The organism is Entomospira culicis (assembly GCF_028748145.1).
GTDB lineage: Bacteria > Spirochaetota > Spirochaetia > WRBN01 > WRBN01 > Entomospira > Entomospira culicis.
The window spans coordinates 935,276-958,020 of sequence record NZ_CP118181.1; the positions used below are offsets into that span (position 1 = coordinate 935,276).

Consider the following 22,745-nt stretch of genomic DNA (forward strand, 5'->3'; position numbering starts at 1 on the left):
ATATGAAATACCTAGTTCTTATCATGGTCGCTCTTCTGCCCAGCACACTCTTGGCCTTTCAAGAGGAAGGCTTAGCCAGTTGGTACGGAGGAAAGTACCAAGGACGACTTACCGCTAATGGCGAAATTTTTGATACGCACAAGATCTCGGCAGCGCATAAAACGCTTCCATTTGGCACAATCGTTACGGTCTTAAATCTGGAAAATGGTAAATCTATCGATGTGCGGATCAATGATCGAGGGCCTTTTATCGCCGGTCGTATTATCGATCTCTCCTACGCTGCAGCCAAAGAGATCGGTATGCTCAATCAAGGGCTTGCGAAAGTCCGTATCTCCGTGAAAGACTCGGTAACAGAAGTAAAACTCGCAACCATCCAAGTAGGCGCATTTAAAAATATCGCCTACGCAAAGAAAATGAAAGATATGCTTATTGAAGCGGGATTTTCTCCCTATGCCATCATGACGACATCTGGATTAGTACGCATAGAAATTAAAAACGTCCCTCAAGAACAGGCGCTAACCATGGTAAAACGTCTAAAAGAGCTCGGAATTGAAAACCCCTTGATAAAAACTTCTTCTTAGCTAATATGCAACTTCCCCTAAATTTTATCCGATACCAATGCCAAGCTAACGCTCTCTACCTCTAACGCACCCGCATCCATAAGTACTTTCGTACAATAGTAAAGAGTGCTTCCTGTCGTATAAATATCGTCCAGCACCACCCACTTCCTTCCAATCACTCTCCCTTTATCTCGTTCTTTAAGATAAATATTATCTTTTTGCGCAATCATTCTTTGTGCTTTATCAAGATTTTTTTGCTGAATATTTCTCTTTTTATAGAGAATGAACTCTACTTTATATTGATACGCATACATTAGCTGCTTTGCAATTGCTAACATCAAATGCTCCGCAGAGTGAGAAGGAGCAAGAACAAAGCGATAATCCTCTTTATCGTAACGAGATAGATACGTGGCTATCTTCTGCGCCCAATAAAATTTATAATCATAACGATGGCGGAATTTAAGATCATAAATACTCGCTTTGATAATTTCAGAAAAATTCATGATAGCATAATGTTTCCAGAAAAAATCTCGCTGGGAGCATCGATAACAGCGTAAAGAAGAAGTCATATTTGTAAGTACTTGCGAACAACAATCGCATCTTTTTTGCAAAACCACTAAAGCTAAATCATTTTCTTCTAATAGATGGAAGCAGCTAAAACATAAAGAATCACGATGAATGATTAGCGAAGCACAACGGGCGCATCGTGGGGGAAAGAACAATTCAATACTTACATTAATCCATTTGAATAAAAATCTAAACATCCTCAATGATAAGATCTAACATTCCGGTTGTAGAATTGCGTTGCCAATAGAGAATTTTTACAGCAACCTCTCCATCACGCCCCAAAGCAATCTCATTTAGACCAATTTTTAAGGTAGTGCGCCCAGCATTCGATGTCCAAATCTTCATGTTATTATGCATAGTGCGTTGAATTTGTTCCCCAGCCTGATAATAACGATCGATCACCTCACTGTTATCCAACCGATGACGATAATTAACATATCCCTTAAACATAATGATAGGATTGACCGGAATACTTGATCGCACGCTCATCAAGACTTCACGCTCTTGACGAATAGAGACATCTAAATCGATGCTATTATCCGCCCTATCCGTAGAGGAATTTGCTATCGAATCGCCATCTTGCAACGAGACATAATTTTCTGCCTCCAGATAGATCGATAAACGTTTATCAGAGTAGACTTTATCGTAAGAAATACGTAAGGTTGCAGGCACCTCTACATTAAAACTTAATGTATTTAAAACGACACTAAAGGGCTCCTCGGAAGAGAGTAGGAAGTCACGATAAGCATCTTCACCTCGAATAACGCCCTCGATATCCTGAGTTTCACTTAGAGAAAATTTTAGATAATAAAGATATCCATCCACCGATAACACCAACTCTTGATTAAAGAGAATATCTTTACGCGTCTTCTTCATTTTATTACTGCGAAGTTTAACCGTTTGATTAACAGTAAAAAGATTTATCTCAAAAAACTGATTAAGCAGGAAAAATAAGCCAAAGAGAAGAAGAATTCCACCACCAACGCGTAAGAGAATTTTCTTCATGTTTATCTCTTTTTTGAGAAGTTCTTCATAGGGCGCCTGTTCTTCTATTAGCTTATAATTTTTATACATTGATAAAATTTTATCCACATCTAACCCAAGAAAGAGCGCATACATACGCAAGAATCCCAATAAATTGCTCTCTCCTACGGAGATATTCTCAAACTGATCGGCTTCTAGCGAGAGAATATACTGTTTGGGGATATGCGTCTCATTGACCACCTGTTCGATGGTCAACTTTTTGGTCTGACGCGCTTCTGTCAAAATCTCACCAATACTCTTCATGATGCTTAGTTGTCCTGTAGATTCAGAAAATTAGGGTAGCGTACCACGGATTGTCCTTCCTCTGGAGTGAAGACAAAAATGCTACTATTCATGCCTCGATTAATTGTAATATTGGTAAAATCATAGCGGATATTCTCAAAGAGGCTAGTAATCCCTGTAATACGACGAATGAGAAGTGTCTCTGGGTTTACGGAAATTTCTAAAGAACGAAAGCCCTCGGCGTTTACACGCCACTTAAGAGACAACTTAACCACCCGCTCGGCAGAACCACTCTCCAGAGGCTCAGGTTGACCATTATTACTAAAACTGATAAAGTAATTTTCACGCAAAAGGCGTAATCCATTACCCGAAAGCCCCATCACTTCGGCATCACTTTGGGCAGGAAGAACCTGCTCCATTACCACACCAGATCGAGGGAGGTAGAGTTCCACCTTATTTTCTGATACCACTAAGATTTGTCCCGAAGGGGCCGTATAATCAAGGCGTAAGAGATTGGGCGATTTGTAGCGCAAGCGACCAAACTCTATGCGTTCCCCACGTTGGATACGTACCGCAGCATCATAATCCTCAATCTTGGCATAGCGATCGGAGACCCGTTGGAAAAAGGCATCAGCACTCTCCTGCGCCCCAAGAGAACCAGCCAAAAATAGCGTTAATAATATTAGGTAGATTTTATGCATAAATTCTCCTTTACAGTTGCGCGATTAAGTTGTCTAAACGAAGAAGAGTCTCTTCCGAACCAAGCAGACGGATGCTCCCAAAGAGCGGGGGCGATACCTTAGAGCCAGTAACGGCAACACGCAAGGGTTGCAGAAGCGCACCAATCTTAATACCTTCAGTCGTAGCGAAATCACGCATTTTTTGCTCGTTGATCTCATCCTCATGTGCCATAAAGTCAGCAATCATCGGCTTTACCTTCGCCAAAATATCGAGCAATTGCTCACGCGTTAGTCCCTTAGGTAGCGCATCGGCTACGGGATAAATTTCGGGTCGAACCAAAAGAAAACGAAGCATGCCACCCACCTCATTGAGGAATGTGATGCGCTCTTGCACCATCGGTAGGGCACGTTTAATCAAATTTAGTTGCTCGGTATCGGGCTGAGAAGAGAAGAGTGCCTCTTCAAGAATAATCTCTTCTCCTGCATCATTTTGTCCCTTGATGGGTCGGGAGAGGAAAGGTTCTACGCGGGCAAAAAATTCCTCCGGCGATAATTTACGAATATACTGCCCATTAAACCAATCGAGTTTTTTGTAATCGAAGACGGCAGGCGCTTTATTAATACGTTCAAGTTTGAAGAGTTGCTCTAGCTCCTCCTTGGTGAAAAACTCACGGCTATCGTCGTAAGACCACCCTAGAAGAGAGATATAATTGGTGAGCGCTTCTGGCAGATAACCTTTTGCAATGAAATCTTTTACGCTCGTCGCTCCGTGGCGCTTACTTAGCTTCTGCCCATCGCTCCCCATCACCATGGGAAGGTGGCAAAGTTGTGGCATCTGCCAACCGAAAGCCTCGTAAATCAGCTTGTGAACAGGCGCGCTAGGCACCCACTCTTGAGCGCGAAGGACATGGGTAATCTCCATTAAATGATCATCGATGACATTAGCAAGATGGTAGGTAGGCATGCCATCGCTCTTAAGGAGGATGACATCGGGGTTGATATCTTTAGCATCGCGACTAATATCCCCTAAGATGGTATCGTGCACCATGACACTGCCAGTCAAAGGCGTTTTAAGTCGGACAACCGGAGCAACGCCTGTGGCTTTTGCCTCGGCAAGCTCCTCCTCGCTTAAATTACGGCAATGACGATCATAACCTGGAGGCAGGGAATTTTGCTCTTGAATTTTACGGATGCGATCAAGGCGTCCGCTGGTGCAGTAGCAGTAGTAAGCTTTGCCTTCGTCGATAAGTTTTTTCGCATAAGATTGGTATAATTCTTTACGTTCACTCTGGATATAAGGACCTTTATCGCCACCAACGACAGGACCTTCATCCCAAGCGATGCCCAGCCACTGCATGGTATCATAGAGATCTTGCATGGCGAGATCGAAGGTACGTTCTTGATCGGTATCTTCGACACGTAAAAGGAATTTTCCTCCTTGAGAGCGCGCAAAAAAGTAATTAAATAATGCAGTTCTAGCCCCACCAATATGTTGGTAGCCCGTGGGCGAAGGCGCATAACGAACACGTACACTCATGCTTTATCAACCATCCTTATTCTCGATAAAGGGGAGAGAAGGTCTCTCCAACCTTTTGCCTAAATAATTACATTATAGCCTTTTCGGTAAAAAATCACAAGGGGGTTTGGTGGGAGATAAAGGCGAAAAAAGAATTTTTTTTATACATGATATGCTTGACATAATAAGATTTTTTTAGTATAGTAGTGACTATCTCTAGCGTAGCAAAGGAGGTGAGCTAGTGTTAAAAAAAGTAATGCCACTTCTTTTCCTGATAGCCACATTAAATACTATCAACGCCCTTGATGGCGTTTCAGTGGGGCTTCGCGTTGGAGCTGATGCTAGTTTTAGTGCAGTAAAAATCCATGGTAATGGAACAACTTACCGTAAGCTAACTATTTCGGATGCCTTTAATCAAGAAGGAGTAAATCCTTTCTCTGTTGGGATGCTCCTTGGCGTTTTTAGCAATCTCGAATTTAATGAAAATTTTACATTACATATTGGTCTCAATGCCCTCCTCTTTCGCCAATATCATGATGACATTGCGCTTGATGGAGAAGAGCTCCCAATCAAACGAAGAATTTTTAGTCATAGTTTCGACCTAGACTTAATCGCACGCCTCCAATCAAATAGCATTCAAGGTCTCTATTTAGGGTTAGGCTTAGGACCAACCCTTGCCACAAAACCAAGAGGAAGTATCCCAAGTCTCCACCTTAATGCCCCACTAAAACGAGGGAAAATACATCTTGGACTCAACATCCTCCTCGACATGGGCTGGAGTATGAGCATTTCAGAACAAGATAATCAATTTATACAACTTGGATTTAGAGGTGCCTTCGACATTATAGGTCTAACCCAAAAGAAGCCACCCAAAAATTGCCATTCAGAAGTCTATGCACTTATGACACCAGTTTCGATGGGATTTAGCGTTGCTTATCTCTATCGTTTTACCGAGGAAGGTAATTGGTAACACCCTCTTTACCATATTTTATCAACAATAATTAGGAGCAAACATTATTATGTGGAAAACAATCACTCTTTCCCTTGCTTTTTTAGTAACCATTTTTTTACCAAATAGTTTTGCCTTGGAGAACATTGGCATTGGCATAAAAGCCGGCGGAGAGTTCGCCTACAACCGTAGCAATTTCGGCGAAACACTCATGATTGGCACTGGCGCTGCAGGACGTGGCTCTTGGGGCTTTAATAGCGCCTTTTTTGTAGACTTCTTTCGCAATGAAAAGAAATCCTTTGCCTTGGGCGTACATGCGGGACTTTTTCGTCACCATACAGCCGAGTATGCGCTATACAGAGAAGGATCAAACGTTGGACAGGTAAAAGATAAACGCAGTTTTCATGCCATCACCCTAGAACTGCTTTGGAAGACCTACATCTTCCCCGAAGGTGGTATTTACTATGGAGTAGGCTTTGGTCCCACTCTTTATACTCCAACGAAACAAAGAGTTACCGGCGAGAGAGATGGAGAAATAGTAGATGAAATCTTCAAGGGAAAACTAGGATATGGTCTTAACCTCATCTTAGATATTGGTTGGCTCTTACCCCTAGGTTACATGGACAATCATTTCTTACATTTTGGTCTACGACTAGACTACGATCTTCTCTCCATCGTCAATAAATTCTTCGCCTTAACAGAAGGTAGCATGTACTCAACCTTTTCCGCTGGATTAATGATTGGCTACAGCTATAAATTTTCTACAGATGGCGCCGCTAGCTGGTAGCAAAGCGAACAAAAACGTTCTTATCCTAAATTTCTATAAATCTTTCATGAAAGAGCCTTTTTTAGGCTCTTTCATCATAAATATTAATGAATACCTTCTTATATCCTTGTCTATTTTAGCTCTTTCCTCCTATACTTCCTCTAGGATATCCTGTTTAAGGATAAAAAAACCACACAAACCTTAGGAGGGTCAATTTATGAGGAAAAAGAGCATCATGATACTCACCGCTTGGAGCTTCCTGCTTTTGGGGCTTCCTGCAAAAAGTCTAAAAGACGCATCTGCGCTCACCATCAATAAGGTAACAGGTGAAATTGGCTGGTTTGAAGATCTGCAACCGCATACGCATCCAGACGATCCCCACGCTGTTGAGTATCGAGTGCGGTTAGTCGCGTGGAAAGAGAGCAAGCCCCTTAACAAAAATGCTATCGACCTAGAAATCCAATTAAACATTGGAAAGACCATCTACAAAGATAAATCAACACAATTCTGGCTAGAATTAAGTTATGCGCTAGCAACCACCGAAGCGCAACTTTTACCAGCGCAAAATCAGCACAGTTTTCAAAAAGTTCTGCTCAAATTAAAACAACCCCAAACCCTCTTGAGTAGTTCAGCAAAAATCTACCGCTACACCACCAAAAATAAGAGCAACCAATCTCTCCATCAGCAACGGGAATATTTGCGCGTCGACCTAAAACCCCAAGTCATCGAGCAAATGCTCATCCCCCAAAGCATCAACCTCGATCTCTTTACCTCAACCTTTCACACCCCACCCATCACGTTATCGGTAGAGGGAAAATCTCTCTCCAAAATTCAGCTCAAGCTCCAAGAGCTCCTGCTCATTCACTAGCTTTTTCCCGCCCACATCATAAAGCCTCCTTATTGAGGCTTTTTCTATGCAAAATATCGCACAAATATCTCTCTAAGCCCTTTCAAAAAATTACTTTTTTCGCTATACTATAATCAAAGTCGGCACAAGATGCCTTAAATATATACCCAATAGGAGTAACCTATGTTAATTGACAGCAGTAGCGACTGGGAGATCCAGTGCTTTGAAGATATTTTTGATGCCACCTATGCCACCATTAAAAAACGACGTGATCACGATCCCCTCTTTTGCCTCAAAGATTTAGAGCAACAGCTAGAGGATATGTACCTCTTAGATGGCCATGATTGGCTGGGGCGTGGACGCGTAGGCGACCTTGACATGGAAGCAAGCATCGCAGCCCTACAACAACATATCTTTGAGTGGAGAAAAGAACCCACAAAGGATTAACCGCAATGATTGTAAAAGATGCCCAGCCCACATCAGTCTCCCAGTCAGAAGATCAATTCGACGAACCTCAACGTATGCGTGTCATCATCTATAACGACGAAGTTACTACGCAAGAATTTGTCGTCCTTCTTCTGGTGCATCTCTTTCAATACACTGTCGAAAAGGCCATTGCATTAATGCTCGAAGTCCACCTATCAGGTGCTGGTGTTGCCGGCATTTATACCCACGATGTTGCTCTCTTTAAACGTCAACAAGCAATCAAAATGGCCAGAGATGCGCAATATCCCTTAAAAATTGAATGTGAGAAGGTAGAATAATTATGATGAGTATGAGTAATGAATTACAAGCCATTATCAACCGCGCCTATGCCCTTGCTAAGGAAAAAACCCACGAAATTTTTACCCCAGAGCATCTCCTCCTTGTTGCCCTAGACGCCAACTCTCCGCGCGCTATCTTCAGCTCCCTTGGCATCGATATCATCAGCATCAAACGCGATCTCATCGACTACCTAGAGAGTGAAATTCCGAAAAGCACCCACCTCTACAACGAACCCCCAAACTCCCCCCAACTCGAACTCCTCCTACAAAATGTCTCTTTACACGCCTCTAGTAGTGGCAAAAAAAATGTCGTCATTAACGATATCCTCCTTGCCATGGTCAACCTCGACAAAAGTTATGTGGCGCACTCTCTCCATAAACATGGTGTCAACCATGAGCGTCTCTTTGAGGCTATCCAACAGACCCATAACAATATCAAGGATGAGGAGAGTCCCAATGCACGCAGTCCAGAAGAGAGTCGGCCACAGCTCAAGAGCTATACCACCGACCTCACTCAGGAGGCGCGCGATGGTAAGCTTGAACCGCTGGTAGGCAGACAAGTGGAGCTTGCCCAAACCATCACGACGCTCTCACGCCGTGTCAAGAATAATCCCCTGCATATCGGCGATTCAGGCGTGGGTAAAACCGCCATGAGTCACGGACTTGCTCAATATATTATATCTGGTAAAGCCCCCAAATCCTTTGCCGATTGCCGTCTACTCTCCCTCGACTTAGGCTCACTGGTTGCTGGTACGCGCTATCGTGGTGATTTTGAGGAGCGCATGAAATTTGTCATTAAAGAAGCATCTAAAGGGGGTAAAACTATCCTCTTTATCGATGAAATTCATACGCTAGTTGGGGCAGGCTCAACAACCGGTAGTGCCATGGATGCCTCTAACCTCCTTAAGCCAGCACTCGCCTCAGGTCAATTGCGCCTGATTGGCTCGACCACACATGAGGAGTACAAAAAATTTATCGAAAAAGATCGGGCGCTTGCCCGTAGATTTCAAAAAATCGAGATTACCGAACCCAGCATCGAAGAGAGTTACGCCATTTTAGCAGGTGTGCAAGCACGCTTTGAAGAATTTCATCAAGTGCGCTATCACCCTGATGCCATTAAAGCCTGTGTCGATCTTACTGCCCGCTATCTTCCCGAGCGACATCTTCCGGACAAAGCTATCGATGCCATGGATGAATCGGGGGCCTATCTCAAGCTCAATCCCCCACTAGAAGCATCTAGTGAGGAAGCCCTAGAGGTTCAAGCCAATCTGGTCAGCCAAATCGTCGCTAAATGGACACATCTGCCCATCCAGACCATGACCGAGAGTGATGCACACCGTATTCTCTCCTTGGAAGAACGTCTTAAAGAAGTTATCTTCGGGCAGGACAAAGCCATCGCACAAGTGGCGCAAACAGTCAAACGAGCGCGTGCTGGTTTACGTAAAGAGGATAAACCGATGGGCTCCTTTCTCTTTGTTGGCCCTACCGGTGTGGGTAAAACCGAACTTGCTAAAAATCTTGCTAAGTTCTTAGGGGCTAAATTCTTACGTTTCGATATGAGTGAGTACCAAGAGCAACATACCGCTGCCAGACTCATCGGCTCGCCTCCAGGATACGTTGGCTATGATGAGGGGGGATTACTCACCGAAGCAGTACGTAAACATCCCCATGCCGTTCTCTTGCTTGATGAGATCGAAAAAGCTCACCGCGACATTTATAATATCCTTCTCTCGGCGATGGACTATGCAACTATCACCGATACGCAAGGGCGAAAAGCTGACCTACGCAATGTTATCATCATCATGACGGGTAATATTGGTGCCCAACAAATTGGCAAGGCCAATATCGGCTTTGATGATAAACATATCGATCAATCCGCCCTCTTTAAGGCGGTCGAGCAGACATTCTCTCCCGAATTTAGAAACCGATTAGATGGTGTCATCGCCTTCAACTTCTTAGAGACAAAAATGGTCGAACGTATCGTGATTAAAGAGATGAATGAAGTTGTCGCCCTGCTTGCTAAACAAGAGATCACCCTCACCTATGCGCCATCGCTTATCAATCATCTCATCAAACAGAGCTATCATAAAGAATTCGGTGCAAGACCTATCGCCAGAAAGATTGAAGAAGAGGTGAAAGAGCTTCTTAGCGATGGCATTTTATCGGGGAATTTAATCGGAAAAGAGATAGAGTTAAGCGTGAAAAAAGGGAAAATTATCCTCAAAGTGAATACCCCAGCATAAATGACTTGGCAACATTTCGCAGAGGCATTCTCTGCCGACCTCGACAAGCACTATCAATTTCCTCCCCAACTCCATCCTTTGGTTGTCGCCAAGGGTGGAGGATTTTCGGCAGGCATCCTACTCTCCGCATATGAGCAAGGCATCTTTCCTTGGGGCAGAGACGAGGCAGGGGATCTCTTGTGGTGCTCGCCTGATCCGCGTTGTGTGCTCTACCCCGACTCTTTATACATTAGTAAATCAAATCAACGGGTGCTCAAAAATCATCCCTATACCATCGCCTTTGATCGTGATTTTTCTGCTCTCATGAAGCTCTGTCGCGATACCCCCAGAGGCGATGCATCCGAAGCAGGCTCTTGGATTGATGACTCCTTTCTTCACGCTTATCGTCAACTTCACCACCTTGGATATGCTCACTGTGTTACACTTTATCTCGACGAAACCTTGGTTGGCGGGCTCTACGGTCTCTTTTTGGGATCTGTTTTTTTCGGTGAATCGATGGTCTCACTTGCCCCTAATGTGAGTAAAATCGCTCTCTTTACCTTAATCACTTTTCTCCAAACAGAATATCAACTCTCCCTCCTCGATGCACAACAAGCTTCACCTCACCTCCTAAGTTGGGGGGCAACGCTCCTTCCTCAGGAGCAATTTATCTCTCACCTTAAAGAGCATGCGACTCGCAAACACGCGCAAGCGCACTGGGATAAATATCGCAATGAATAGACTTGATTGCTGCATCCTCTTTTTCCATACGCTCTCCAGCACTATACTAAGGAGAACATTATTCAAGTGAATTTAATGAAAACTATTCTCTTTCTCCTTTTGACGCTTTTCCCACTTACTTTATGGGCAACTCCTGAAGATGAGGAGCATGTCAACCAATTTATGGAGGAGATCCGTGACTTATCCAGAGAAGAACAGATCGACGCACTCTTTTTACAAGCAAACGATGCTTTACTGCAAAAAAAATATACGTTAGCCATCGCTTATGCCGAACGCGCGCGTGCGCTGGCGCCAACAAATCCTAAAGTTGTGGCGAATGCGGACTCTATTATTCGTATTGCTAACGCCCAAATCGCCCAAGAAGAGGCACAAAAAAATCAACAAGAAGAGAAGGTCAACTGGTCTACCGATGATAATATCATCGACAGAAATCGCTATCTCTTTCTTGCGTCCCTACAGCTCGACAACTACACCTTTCGCTGGGAGCGAAATCCCACTTATGCACGTGCTGGGCTAGGCATCAACCTAGAGGGCTACTTACCCTTCATGGATAAACAATTTGGCTTTGCCCTTGCCTACTCCTCGCAATTTATTGATTTTAGTTTCCCTAAAATAGCCAAAGATTTCATCAACATGCGCTATGATGCCTTTTTTGTTTGGCGCACCACGTGGCGTATTCCTGCCGTGGAGATTCAAAGTACCATTGCTCTCAAATTTGGTGTATCAGGGCAATACATCATTCCCCTCAATCACATCGATCCTGATATAGGTGAGCTACCCGAACCTTTTATTCTGCCGAAATTCGCTCTTACCTTTCAAGATGCCATCATTGGTCGCTTCATTCCTAATAATTTCACTAAAAACCTATATCTTAACGCTAACTTTGGTTTAGAATATCTGCCATTTCATCGTACCAAGGAGAGTATTGCACTGGAATTCTCCTTAGGTCTCTTCTACAGCCTAGGCAACATCTCTTTTGGCCCACTCTACCACTTCCGATACCATCGACTCATCCGTGCCAATCAAGTACTAAGTTATAATCGCTGGGCATTTACCATCAATTACACCGTCTATTAATTTATCTCCTTAGCAGATAATAAGTTAGAATCTTTTTCAAACAACTCTAAACGCATCACAATATCCAACCGTTGCTCGCTCGCAGGGGGAAGCTCAACAGGTAATAAGATGAGAATCGCCACTCCTTGATGCTCCTCTCGTCCAGAAAACGCTGTTGTAAGGGTTTTTCTCCAGAGAGTTATAGGATGCGAAAAAGAGATGGAAATCTTTATCCGCTTCTCTTCTGAAATCATATCAATATAAGAGATCTCCTCATAAGAGTCAGGTGCTAACTCGCCGTGTTTACTAAAACATTTCATCGACGCATCTAAAGAGAAGTTAAGTTCAACGCCAAATTTTCGACTCACATGACCTAACGCATGATTACTCAAGACGTAGCGCACCTCTAAATAAGAGGCATGAAAACGAAATTCTTTTTCTAATAAAAGCAAGGTCTCATCAATATTCTTTTCCAAAGCGTATTTAGCCTGATTACCCCCCATCTTAAGCTCTACCAACTCGTATACACTCTGGGCAAATTCTGCATGAAACGGCTCTGCTATCGGCTCATTCCAATCACGATAGCTAAATACTTGTGGATAAAAAAAGTCGTGAAATGCCCGCGAGTAACCAGCAAGATGATCCTTAGCAAAGACATTAAGTAAGGAAATCCCTGAAGGGAAAAAATCCCAAGCAAAGAGCACAGCTCCACGCGCATGGACAAATGCATTACTCAATGCGCTCTGATAAAGCACCTCATCCAAGCCATCCATATCAAAATCAGCTCGAACTAACCCGTAATTGATCGCCTCGGCTTCACGGACAATCTGATCAGCCTGTAAAAGGTGGTGCATTGCCTTCTCGCGTGCCTGTGCATTGAGAAATCCACCATAACGCCGATGCCAGTAAAATTGATGGTTTTGTGCGCGTAATACACTCTGAATCGCAATGTGTTTACGGCTTTTATCCCGCTTAATTTGCCGTACACTCAATGCCGTATGAATGCTTTTAGCGTGAAATAAGCGTATAGAAAATTGATTAAATAACTCATTTCGATAAAAATCAGACTTTGTATCAAAAACCACGCCCGTGGAAGCCGGTAAATAAACCCGTTTAATCGGCTTAGAAAGTGTTTTATAACGAGTTAAAATCTTTGATGGTAACGTAAATTGAACGCCCTTTGCCTGTAGCGCATTAAGAATACGCTCTAGTGCTACCACGTCTCTGCCATCACTAACTAAAGAGAGCAAGCCGTCGCCATCGCAAGGTAAATCTAAGATACGTTGCACTTCTGCGTCTACTTCAGCATCAAGATTTAATCGTTCAAAAGGAAAAACCCAAAGCGTCTTACCCATCTCTTCCGTCAAAAAGAGCTCCCCAGGGGAAAGAATCCCACTGGCGTTAAAACGGCAACGATCGACAAACGTATAATGAAGATCGCCGGTCTTTAAACTATGAACCAAAGATGGCTCCCATACATCACCGTTGAGATAGGCACCATGCGGTTTTTTACCAAAATACTCACGTAAGGCCAGCGCCATCTCTACCATCTGTGCAGTGCGATCTTGTGGCGAAAGTAAGGGAATAAACGAAGCATAATAAGCTCCCCCCAAGATTTCCATCTGCTTACGCGAGACCAGTTCATTCATCGCGGAGATCGCCTCATTATGATAAGCTTTGAGCCATTGCAACGTCTCGCCACACAGGTAATGCGTAAACGACCACTCCTGCCTTGCATAAAAAAGGCGAATAAATGGACGAATTTCCCGTTCATAAAAGTGCGATAACGTCTCTTCATCCACCCCCAAAGGTAGCTCATGGTGGATAGTTAAAATAATCTGCTTAATCGACAAAATGCCCGCCCTATTCCTCTACCTTAGAGGTCATATTCGTCCGCTCAAAGGCATGAATCACCTGTGTCGGGCAACCATAAATAATACGTCGCATATGCTCTTTTGATATCACTTCCTTTCCGCGTTGAGCAAGAAAATTCTCCACAAAAAAGGTATCGGCACTGCTCTGTTTTTGACAACTCGCGCAACCCGTACATCCGCCACTAGGACAGATTCTCTCCTTCTCCTGCTCCGAAACAGAAGAGCTACAAGCTACCGAGGCTAACCTATCGCGATCCAAAATTTTAATTAAATCCTTAGGACAACTCGAGACACATAACCCACAGCCAATACAGCGCTCCCCATCGATGTAAATCTTTCCCGCTTTATCGCGTGTAATGGCCTCAACGGGACAACTAGGAATACAGTCGCCACGCCCAATACAGCGCTCAAAACAGCTAAATTCATTACCCACTAAACCTACAATGTCATGACAAGAAGCACTTTTGTTCTGGACATCTACCCGCAAAAAAGATTGATTGGTATGCGGATTACTCTCCTGACAAGCCAAAAATGCCACCTTAGGCGTACTGCTAGAGATAATTTGTCGGCTCGCATAGTAGCCCAAGAGGTTGCGCACATGTTGATGCTCAGCATCATTCATCAAAAAACAACGCTCCACGTGCATCTCTTGTTGCATACTCAAAGCCATCGCAAAGTCATGACAACTCTGATATCCACACTTACCGCAGTCATCCCCCGGTAGCGCATCTTCTACCACCTTAACCTTCGAGACCCCCTCGCTAGTGAGATTCGAGAAAAAGAGTACCGAGCCTACACTCACTAATGCTAAAAGCAGTATGATTAATATTATCGAAAAAATGATCATTCCTTAGCGCCCCTTTCTCTCAAACTAATTCATTAATGGATATAATATCATATAAAAAAGCGCCGCACTCAAAAAAAGATGAATTCTGCCACCAAAACGTGCTTGGGCGTGTAAAATAAAGCGCTCCTCATAGACCACAGCCATAAAGGCCGCTAACCAAACTGCCAACATGCCCATCCCGTAGTGTCCCAATCCTTCATGCCAAGCAATCGTGCGTTCAGCGTCTAATAAAAAGAGCGTACTACTCATCAGTACGACGGCAAAGGGATAGACCAAAAAATCTTCAGGCATGTCATAACGTTTGAGTGGCAAAAAGCTATGAAATAAAATAAAAAAAGTAAGCATAGAAAACGAGAATTGAAGAAAAAAGAGCATCACGCGCCAGCTGTAATGCAATTGACTACTCAATAAAACCAGAAGAAGTAACGTCAGCGTGGAGATTATCACAAAGAGGATACTCTTTATGAATAGGATCCCCTTATGATGAATTGCTTTTAGTAAAAAGGCGTGCCCGTAAAGAGAGAATAATAAATAGTTTATTATAAGATTATAAACAAAATTTTGCGTCAAATTCATGCCAACCTCCTTCGCATCTTCGTAGCAAGATCATCCAGCGTACTGTAACTAAGAAAAAAGAAAATAATCATCAATGTGCGTCCCATCGAACTCTGCCAAAATGACCAAACCCCTACCGTAATCAACTTTCGCTCTACCCCTAGAGGCATCAACTTATGGATAATTGCATAGCTACCCAAAAGCGTAACCAAAACAACGCTTATCGTTAAAATGATTTGCTTGGGATTTTGCGAGAGATGCTGTGCCTCATAGACATTCTCTATACGACTAATTAAAACGCTCAATAAGACAAATAAGATCATACGTTCTAAATGTTTCGTATCAAAAAGATAGAAAAAAGATCGCTCAATAAGCGCAAAAGTTAGCGAAACAAAGATACCAAAGAGTAAAACCATCGCTGCGCTCACTTCACGCTGAATTCGTAATCTATCAATTTGATAAAATAAGCGTGGCACCGCCAGTAACACCAATAACGACCAACCAAGACTCAATACCCAGCCAATCACACCAATATCACTGGGAATCAGCATTGCATGCAAAAATAACACCAACAAAAGTGTGTTGCTATAGATCATACGCTCTTTCATTTATACCCTCGATCCTTCTGCCTGCACATACGCCTGCCCATGCTTGAGTAACTCATATATATAGATGCCCTCACGAGTTGGCCTACTCTGCTCTGTTATATAACGATGATACCCCTCCAGCAGTTGATCACTAGGCAAGGGAACATAAAGATACTCTTTGGCATAAACAACTGCTTTTAGATCGCCACTATTCCCATAATGCGCGATCAACTCCAAAGGCAGACCATAATTCTCCACCCACAAGTTGAGCACCCAAAAGAGCTCCTCACTACTAGGCAGCTCCTCGTCCAACTGAAGCGCTCCATAGGATCCACGAATAACGCGACGAATCGTAGCATCTTGAACGGTATAGGCAACGACATAATCTTGTGAAATACCGACTTTATTTAACATCTCATAATTGTAATTCAGACTCTTTTTTTTGTACATAAAAGAAGAGACAATGGTTAATATCAATAAAATAAACGCGATTACCCCAAAAGTGATGCCATAAATTTTTGCACTGCGCTCCATTCTCATGTGCGATGCCTCCCTAGCTTTTGTTTAGAAAATGTACGCCCCAACGTATGACGATGAATGACGGGACTAACCATATTTGCAATCAAAATCGCCACGACAAAGCTAAGATCCCCTAGTTGATATCCCCAAAAAAAGAGCGCGCTCAAAAAACCAATCAACAATCCATAAAAAATCTTCCCGATAAGGCGCATGGGTATAGAAGAGGGATTAGGTGCAACAAATAGCGCAAGGAAAAGCCAACTCCCACCACTAGCAAGAGGCGTAAATGATTCTCCAGCCATCATCGATAAGAGGTAAGCCAGACTTAGGTACGATAGAATAGCGCTGAGACTGACCGAGCCATTGATAATGCCCAACAAGGTTAAGATAAGCCAACTAGCGACCAACACTCCAGCTAATATCGGGTTAGACCACAGCGTCGCCAAGCCGGCATAGGGAGTACTCAACAAATAATAGAGTAAGCCCACCATCGCAGGATTGAGGTAGTTCGCCCCCATGCCACCAATCGCCCACTTACCTATAATAATGGTGAAAAAAGCAATGCTAAAGAGCGTCCATGGATCGAAGAGCTGTATAGGCAGAAGTAATGCTAAAATCGTCGCACTCACCCAAGCCGTACCGTCTAAGAGCATAAATTTTCGATACAAAAGATTCATCAAAAGCTCCAGACCCGTGCTCATCGCTAATAAAATACCCCAACGTAGAAGAATCTCCCCCTGCCCTTCCAATAACCATGCAAGGATCAATTGCAAACCCAACGCTAGTGTCATCAAGCCCATCTGCAAAGAGGTGCGTTGCCAGCTACGGATAAACGGTGCCGACTTGACCCCAGAAAAGAGTATCTCCATGATGCTATTGCCTCCCCGTTAGCGTAGGTTTATCTTGTGCTTGCACAAATGTCTGACTTAGCTCCAATCTTGCAGGGCAGTGATACGAACAGAGCCCACAAGTGATACACTCCGATAGTCCATAGGCATGCGCAATGTCGAGACGATTTGCCTTAATGCTCTGGTACATCTCTCGTGGGGCAAGAGACAAGGGACAACCACGAAAACAGGCACTACAGCCACTGCATGCGGTGGGTCTTGCCGATTTTGTCTCTTTTGGCAACAACGCCATAATGGCGACCATCTCTTTGGTGAGTGGAGTATCAAGATCGATCACCATCTTACCAAGCATCGCGGTGTGGGCGACAATAGTTGCATTTTTTGCCGTAAGCCCGCCACACTCTTCTAATAAAAAGCCAATTGGCGTTCCTAATTTGGCAATCAGCGAACGCGAATGTTTTACGCCCGCCCCAGCCACACTAATGGCGCGATCAATAAGTGGCTTAGCAAAGGCTAGCGCCTCATAACTGGCGATAAATGTAGCAATATTACTAATCACCATGCCTTTATCTTCTGCGCTAACGCTTGGTAGCAGACGCTCTTGGGTGAGGCTATAAACCATCAGACGTTCATGACGATAGGGATATTTAGCATCTAGCAGGAGCTCTCGAACCTCCAATTTGGTAATCTCTTTCAGTGATTGGGAGAGGGTCTGAAGTTCTGCAGAGAAGGTACGATTGCTTACCAAGACGATGGTTTTAGGCTCTAAAAGTCTCGCGGCGATGGCAATACCACTGGTAATTGCCGTAAGTTGCTCTTTAAGGAGCTGTTGCGCAAGGCTAAGATAGGCATCGACCTCACTGGCATCGACGACCAATATGGAACAAGACTTCTCTTTTGTAGTCCACTTAATATGAATAGGCACTGCCGATCCATCTAACTCGACCACGCCTTTACTGGAGAGTTCGCTAAGGATTTGCTGTTTATTCCAGTTGCTGTAATCGCGAACCGCATCTTTGGCTTGCACACGGAAACGCCCACCCGTAGCCACGTCGATAAAGAGCATCTTCTTACCATTGACATGCACGCGTGAAGTAATCGCCTTGACTTCACCAGGAATGGCGCTATGAATATTTGCCGAGTGCATCGTCGTTGCCTTGGCGATAAGCATCCCCTCCTCTACGCGATCACCCACGTGGACAACGGGTAGAGCCTCCTTCCCGGCATGTTGAAGCACCGGATAGCTGGCAATAATGGGAATTGCCGCAAAGTGAAATGTATCGTCGGCTTGGTTTGATGGCTTATTAGGCGCCTTGACCCCAGAAATCCTCATGATTCTAATTTCGTTCTCCCTACTCATTCGTCTGTAGTCTTTGCATATTTTATCATAAATTTTAAATTGTTCATAGCCATAAAAGCCCAAAATACCAGATAATTAAGCGTACTCACGCCTAAAATTGTCCAAGCAGAGAGGTCTAACCAGTGGATAAAGACAAGGCTGGTAAGGACGGGTAGCAAGATAAAAAAGAGGTGGTAGCTTTTGGCACGTGTACGCGTAAGGCGATCGAAGAGTTGCGCGAGAGCTATCCAGCGCATGATCGATTTGGTCTCGATTGCGCCAAAAATAACTTCAGATCGCTTGAGCGTAGGCATGTCTGCACGTTCGTCGGCTAACCAAATGGGCGCATCCTTGATATTATCCTCATGCGCGAGACTTCTGCCATCACTAAGGTAAATAACCCGTTCGGCTTTGCGTTGAAAAGTTGCCAGCAATTGGTCAATTTGGCTGATATCACACCCACCATAGGCATGTAACACCCCCACGTCCCGACAGAGATCGTTAAGGTAGCCTTGGGCTAGCGCGCTAATCAGAACCACTTCGAATTTCTCTTGTTTTGCTAATGTAATCAAGGATCGTAACTCTGTATTAAGCATATAAGGTATATAGATATAACCCAAATCAGCATTATCAGAGGAAAAGCGGTAGTAACAGCCACCAGCGCTTTGCGTGATGGTACTCTGCGCCTCTACGCGATAAGATAAGGCGCCCCAGCGTCCTTCTTGATAAGGCAAGGGCGATTTCGTGTGATGTTGTAATAGAAAGTCCTCCGCTAGCGATGAAAAGGTTGATGCCATCGTGGAATTCGTTACGGTAATACTGGCCTGTGCCATGGCTAAGTCTAAACCAAAGCGCCCCTGATGGATCACTAAGGTCTTGATCTGCGCAATCCCAGTGAGTCGCCGATGTCGCACCCAAAGTGCTCCGCCACCCCACGACCAGCGATCAAAGAGCCGACGCAAACGTGTTCGAGTAAAATTCTCCCACGATTGATGAGTCAGCGTACCCCAAAAGAGCGCCAACACCCCCGTGCGAAACCACATCGATAGCGACCAATACCAAGGAACAATCGATGCATAAGAGAACCCGACAACCAGCATCGCTAAAAGGAAAAAGAGAAAACTCTGACCAAGATACGCAAACATGACACTAAGCCAAGAAATCCCACTACGCCAAGGCACAATGGGCGTAATTTCCCCATGAAAAGAGGGTTCATTCAAACCGGAAAGGGCCTCAAAGTAGACCAAATCACTCTTCGAAATCCCTCCGGCGCAAAGCCCCTCCCCACACCGATAGTGATGCGTTACGTGCTCTCTACCATAAAGATGCTCCAGCTCTGCCTCTTCAGATAAGAGACGCGCCTTAACAGGCAAGAGCATCCCCCGTTTAAGAGAGAAGCGATCGCCTGCCTGTAAGAGCATGGTAGACTTTTTTTCTGTGTCCGCAAAGACAAAGCTATCGCGCCACTGGGCAAATGCGTTATGTGATTTATCCGCAAAAAAGTATGGCAGCAACATTCGATAGTGTAGCGTGCCCAAAGTAATTGCATAAGCCCAAAAAATTAAGCCCATATAGCTAGTAAGCATGGCGAAAGAGAAGAGTTGCGGCTGCAGGTAAAGAAGCGTAAAAAAGAGACCCCCATTGACCCACAAATAATACCCAAAACTAACCGTCTGCCTATCTGCCATTGGCACAGAAAAGCGCGCAAACTGACGACTAAGATGCCTGTGAATGCTCCCAAAGAGTATCCACCCTAAGACGAAAAGCAATACCACCCACGCAGAGGTGATATGAAAAAATCGATGTAGCATCGCACCCAACAGCCAAAGAAGAAGTGAACTCACCCCAAAGAAGCCAGCAAAAAAGAGAGCATACTGTCGTCGTTCCCCGCCCTCTAAGCGCGATCCAACCACGTGCGCACCTTGCTCTTTCAATCTCAAGAGAATCTCAGACTCAGTTACAAGCGATGCGTCAAAGGTAATTAAGAGCGAATGATTGCCCTCTTGCTTAATATCAACGCGAATAATGCCCTGCACCTGCTGAAGAGATTCGATCAGCTCTTGCCTTAAATGACTGTGATATAAATTGCTAATTTGTATAGAAATTGCGTCTCTCATATGCCTCCTTTCAGTATACTCAAATTATCATACTTATGCAAGAACAAGCAATTTTTACTTGACACGTATACCTAAAGGTGTTAAGATAAAGGGCATGATATCTATAAATGCAGATACGCTCATTTTTACGGGTGGCAACGCCCCCCCCGCAGATAAGTGGCAACATCTCGTTAGCCCGCATAGCACCATCATCGCAGCCGACTCTGGCTTGCATCAATTGGTGGATACGTTACACCACCCCCATCATATTATAGGAGATTTTGACTCCCTCTACGATGAATCCCTGCTCAAGCGTTATCCACAAGCAACCATCCACCGCCACCCCAAAGCCAAAGACGAAACCGACACCGAACTCGCCGTTCTCCTAGCCCAATCACTAGGCGCAAAGTCCATCGCTCTCATCGGCGCAGGGGAGGGACGCATCGATCACCTCTTTGCCATCACCGCGCTCTTTTCTCAATTCCCTAACCTCCACCTCTGGCTCACCGCTTGCGAACAAATCATCCCAATCCATCCCCAAAAACCGTTAAAACTCACGCTTGATATCGATACAACCATCTCCTTCTATCCCCTCCTCATGCCCCAACACCCCATCAAAACCGAAGGTCTAACCTGGCCCTTTAGCAATTTTGATACCCTCTTTAGCAAAATGAGCCTAAGTAACACAACAAATAAATCTATAATAAAAATAGAAATAGCTGACGGAATCCTCCTAAGCATCATTCCTTTTGTCATTTAGCATTGACATTATTTTTTTATTTTGATAAAATCAAGGTATCTTTAAAATCTTTAGAATAAGGATGGTCAATTATGAAAAAAATGCTTTTTTTCTTTTTTAGCCTCGCACTTCTTGCCTTCTCTGCAACCGCACAAGAGCAAGAGCACGAAGCCGTAACCGAAGAAGTCTTCGTAGATACGCTGGTAAAAGCGTTTCACTCGCAAAAAAAGAAGACTCCAGCTGTCGAAAATGGTACGCTCACCTTCAATGCTAGCAATGGCATCAGCTTAACCCTTCGTAGCGGTCGCCTTGTGCTTCATGCACCAACGAAGTCCTTCATCGCAGCCGGTATGAAAGCTGATGAAGAGGGTTCTTACGGTGAATTCGTTCACGTAAATCAAGAGGCTAACACCCTCATGATCGCGCACAGCATGGCACAAACCATGGATATGCAAATGATTGAAGCTGACGAGATTGCTAAACGTCTCTTTGATGCTACTCAAGAAAAGGATTCCATCTACACCGTAATGCACGCTAACAACATGATCATCGTAACCGATGGCGTTCTCCGCCTTGGCTTCCATGAAAAGGGTTTTGTTATCGGCGTACGTCTTGAAGTTCTTCACAACGCAGGCATCAGCAACCTCAAGAAAATTAAAGGTGCTGTCGACGGCGAGTGCTTCATCTTTAAGAAATAAAAAATCTAGACTTTTCTGGATACCTAAACATATCCAGAAAAGTTGCTATTTTCTGTAGAATATGCTATACTGTCGTTATCATTGCTTTTCTTAAGAAGGTCTATTTATGCGAGTTAAACTCCTCTTTAGTAGCTTATTTCTCCTCAGTGTAACGACATGCTCTCTCTCCTCTCAAGCGCTCACCCAAGAACACTTCACAAAGAGAATGCTTCATCTCTTTGCACAACAAGAGCCTCCCCAAGAAGTCTATAATGGCACCCTCCAATTCACTTTAGACAATGGTTTTATCCTCTACATCCGTAACTCCCAGCTAACCTTACAAGTCCCAGCAGAACCATTTATCCAAGCGGGTCTTTTAACTCAAAATAAAATTCAACTCAATAGATATGTTCTTTTTAATGAAAAAACCAACGCTCTCATCATCGCACAGTCGCACGCGCAAACCAGAGACATGCAGTACTTAACGGCCAAAGAAATATTAAATAATCTCTACACTGCTTCCCATGATGAATTCAATCATCTTCAGCTAAACACCGATGATACAAACCAAGAGATACGCCTTAGCGATGGGATTCTTCTATTAAAAATTGATGCTAACACACTTCATGTAGGTATCACGAGAAAAAATTTAGAAGATTTAGGGTTAGACATCACTCACCTTGAGGGGGTCATCCTCGAGGAAGAATACATCTTTTTCTCTCATTAGGGA

General features: G+C 44.0%; 24 protein-coding genes. 12 read left to right on the forward strand and 12 right to left on the reverse strand.

What is annotated here, in order from left to right; all coding sequences use genetic code 11:
- The first annotated feature begins 2 nt into the window (after positions 1–2).
- Positions 3–581 carry a septal ring lytic transglycosylase RlpA family protein gene (locus tag PVA46_RS04465; protein ID WP_167695556.1) on the forward strand — a complete coding sequence of 193 codons (579 nt, stop codon included), beginning with the start codon at positions 3–5 and terminating at the stop codon, positions 579–581.
- 17 nt (positions 582–598) lie between these two features.
- Here the strand turns inward: PVA46_RS04465 and PVA46_RS04470 are convergent, their stop codons facing one another.
- The 4 genes from PVA46_RS04470 to gltX all read right to left on the reverse strand — a co-directional run bounded on the left by PVA46_RS04470 (position 599) and on the right by gltX (position 4,610).
- On the reverse strand, positions 599–1,063 hold the full coding sequence (locus tag PVA46_RS04470) for a ComF family protein (RefSeq protein WP_167695557.1): 465 nt from the start codon (positions 1,061–1,063) through the stop codon (positions 599–601).
- Between the two features lie 253 nt (positions 1,064–1,316).
- Entirely contained in the window at positions 1,317–2,414 is a 1,098-nt protein-coding gene (locus PVA46_RS04475) for a helix-turn-helix domain-containing protein (RefSeq protein WP_167695558.1), read from the reverse strand.
- Positions 2,415–2,419: 5 nt separating this feature from the next.
- Positions 2,420–3,094, reverse strand: coding sequence for a LolA family protein (locus PVA46_RS04480; protein WP_167695559.1), 675 nt, complete (start codon positions 3,092–3,094; stop codon positions 2,420–2,422).
- Between the two features lie 10 nt (positions 3,095–3,104).
- The gene (gene gltX, locus PVA46_RS04485; protein WP_167695560.1) at positions 3,105–4,610 is read right to left on the reverse strand and encodes a glutamate--tRNA ligase; all 1,506 of its coding nucleotides are present in this window, start codon (positions 4,608–4,610) and stop codon (positions 3,105–3,107) included.
- A 220-nt stretch (positions 4,611–4,830) separates the two neighbouring features.
- On the opposite strand from gltX, the gene PVA46_RS04490 reads away from it, so the two are divergent.
- The 8 genes from PVA46_RS04490 (at position 4,831) to PVA46_RS04525 (ending at position 11,955) form a co-directional block, all read left to right on the forward strand.
- Positions 4,831–5,559 carry a hypothetical protein gene (locus PVA46_RS04490; RefSeq protein ID WP_167695561.1) on the forward strand — a complete coding sequence of 243 codons (729 nt, stop codon included), beginning with the start codon at positions 4,831–4,833 and terminating at the stop codon, positions 5,557–5,559.
- A 49-nt stretch (positions 5,560–5,608) separates the two neighbouring features.
- Entirely contained in the window at positions 5,609–6,325 is a 717-nt protein-coding gene (locus tag PVA46_RS04495; RefSeq protein ID WP_167695562.1) for a hypothetical protein, read from the forward strand.
- A gap of 196 nt (positions 6,326–6,521) precedes the next feature.
- On the forward strand, positions 6,522–7,172 hold the full coding sequence (locus tag PVA46_RS04500) for a hypothetical protein (RefSeq protein WP_167695563.1): 651 nt from the start codon (positions 6,522–6,524) through the stop codon (positions 7,170–7,172).
- 162 nt (positions 7,173–7,334) lie between these two features.
- Positions 7,335–7,598 carry a hypothetical protein gene (locus tag PVA46_RS04505; protein WP_167695564.1) on the forward strand — a complete coding sequence of 88 codons (264 nt, stop codon included), beginning with the start codon at positions 7,335–7,337 and terminating at the stop codon, positions 7,596–7,598.
- Positions 7,599–7,603: 5 nt separating this feature from the next.
- Positions 7,604–7,915 (forward strand): ATP-dependent Clp protease adaptor ClpS, encoded by a 312-nt coding sequence (locus PVA46_RS04510; protein ID WP_167695565.1) that lies wholly within the window; start codon positions 7,604–7,606, stop codon positions 7,913–7,915.
- A gap of 2 nt (positions 7,916–7,917) precedes the next feature.
- The gene (locus PVA46_RS04515) at positions 7,918–10,158 is read left to right on the forward strand and encodes an AAA family ATPase (protein WP_167695566.1); all 2,241 of its coding nucleotides are present in this window, start codon (positions 7,918–7,920) and stop codon (positions 10,156–10,158) included.
- Positions 10,159–10,878, forward strand: a complete 720-nt coding sequence (locus PVA46_RS04520; protein WP_167695567.1) for a leucyl/phenylalanyl-tRNA--protein transferase — start codon at positions 10,159–10,161, stop codon at positions 10,876–10,878.
- 66 nt (positions 10,879–10,944) lie between these two features.
- Positions 10,945–11,955 (forward strand): hypothetical protein, encoded by a 1,011-nt coding sequence (locus PVA46_RS04525; RefSeq protein ID WP_167695568.1) that lies wholly within the window; start codon positions 10,945–10,947, stop codon positions 11,953–11,955.
- On the opposite strand, the gene PVA46_RS04530 is transcribed toward PVA46_RS04525, so the two are convergent.
- The 8 genes from PVA46_RS04530 to PVA46_RS04565 form a co-directional block, all read right to left on the reverse strand.
- Positions 11,952–13,787 carry an alpha-amylase/4-alpha-glucanotransferase domain-containing protein gene (locus PVA46_RS04530; RefSeq protein ID WP_167695569.1) on the reverse strand — a complete coding sequence of 612 codons (1,836 nt, stop codon included), beginning with the start codon at positions 13,785–13,787 and terminating at the stop codon, positions 11,952–11,954. The two genes, PVA46_RS04525 and PVA46_RS04530, sit on opposite strands and share 4 nt — an antisense overlap.
- A 10-nt stretch (positions 13,788–13,797) precedes the next feature.
- Complete coding sequence (locus tag PVA46_RS04535) at positions 13,798–14,655, reverse strand: 4Fe-4S dicluster domain-containing protein (RefSeq protein WP_167695570.1); 858 nt, start codon at positions 14,653–14,655, stop codon at positions 13,798–13,800.
- A 24-nt stretch (positions 14,656–14,679) separates the two neighbouring features.
- Positions 14,680–15,102: a hypothetical protein gene (locus PVA46_RS04540; RefSeq protein WP_167695571.1), complete on the reverse strand. Its 423-nt coding sequence runs from the start codon at positions 15,100–15,102 to the stop codon at positions 14,680–14,682.
- A 125-nt stretch (positions 15,103–15,227) separates the two neighbouring features.
- Complete coding sequence (locus PVA46_RS04545; RefSeq protein ID WP_167695572.1) at positions 15,228–15,818, reverse strand: hypothetical protein; 591 nt, start codon at positions 15,816–15,818, stop codon at positions 15,228–15,230.
- Positions 15,819–16,211, reverse strand: coding sequence for a hypothetical protein (locus PVA46_RS04550; protein ID WP_274360263.1), 393 nt, complete (start codon positions 16,209–16,211; stop codon positions 15,819–15,821). It lies immediately after the preceding gene.
- Between the two features lie 122 nt (positions 16,212–16,333).
- Positions 16,334–17,185, reverse strand: a complete 852-nt coding sequence (locus PVA46_RS04555; RefSeq protein WP_167695574.1) for an RnfABCDGE type electron transport complex subunit D — start codon at positions 17,183–17,185, stop codon at positions 16,334–16,336.
- Positions 17,186–17,189: 4 nt separating this feature from the next.
- Entirely contained in the window at positions 17,190–18,497 is a 1,308-nt protein-coding gene (locus tag PVA46_RS04560) for an RnfABCDGE type electron transport complex subunit C (protein ID WP_167695575.1), read from the reverse strand.
- Positions 18,498–18,520: 23 nt separating this feature from the next.
- Positions 18,521–20,620 (reverse strand): hypothetical protein, encoded by a 2,100-nt coding sequence (locus PVA46_RS04565; protein WP_167695576.1) that lies wholly within the window; start codon positions 20,618–20,620, stop codon positions 18,521–18,523.
- Positions 20,621–20,714: 94 nt separating this feature from the next.
- On the opposite strand from PVA46_RS04565, the gene PVA46_RS04570 reads away from it, so the two are divergent.
- The 3 genes from PVA46_RS04570 (at position 20,715) to PVA46_RS04580 (ending at position 22,742) form a co-directional block, all read left to right on the forward strand.
- Positions 20,715–21,359, forward strand: coding sequence for a thiamine diphosphokinase (locus PVA46_RS04570; RefSeq protein WP_167695577.1), 645 nt, complete (start codon positions 20,715–20,717; stop codon positions 21,357–21,359).
- A 71-nt stretch (positions 21,360–21,430) separates the two neighbouring features.
- Positions 21,431–22,036, forward strand: coding sequence for a hypothetical protein (locus tag PVA46_RS04575; RefSeq protein ID WP_167695578.1), 606 nt, complete (start codon positions 21,431–21,433; stop codon positions 22,034–22,036).
- Between the two features lie 106 nt (positions 22,037–22,142).
- Positions 22,143–22,742 carry a hypothetical protein gene (locus PVA46_RS04580; protein ID WP_167695579.1) on the forward strand — a complete coding sequence of 200 codons (600 nt, stop codon included), beginning with the start codon at positions 22,143–22,145 and terminating at the stop codon, positions 22,740–22,742.
- Positions 22,743–22,745 lie beyond the last annotated feature (3 nt).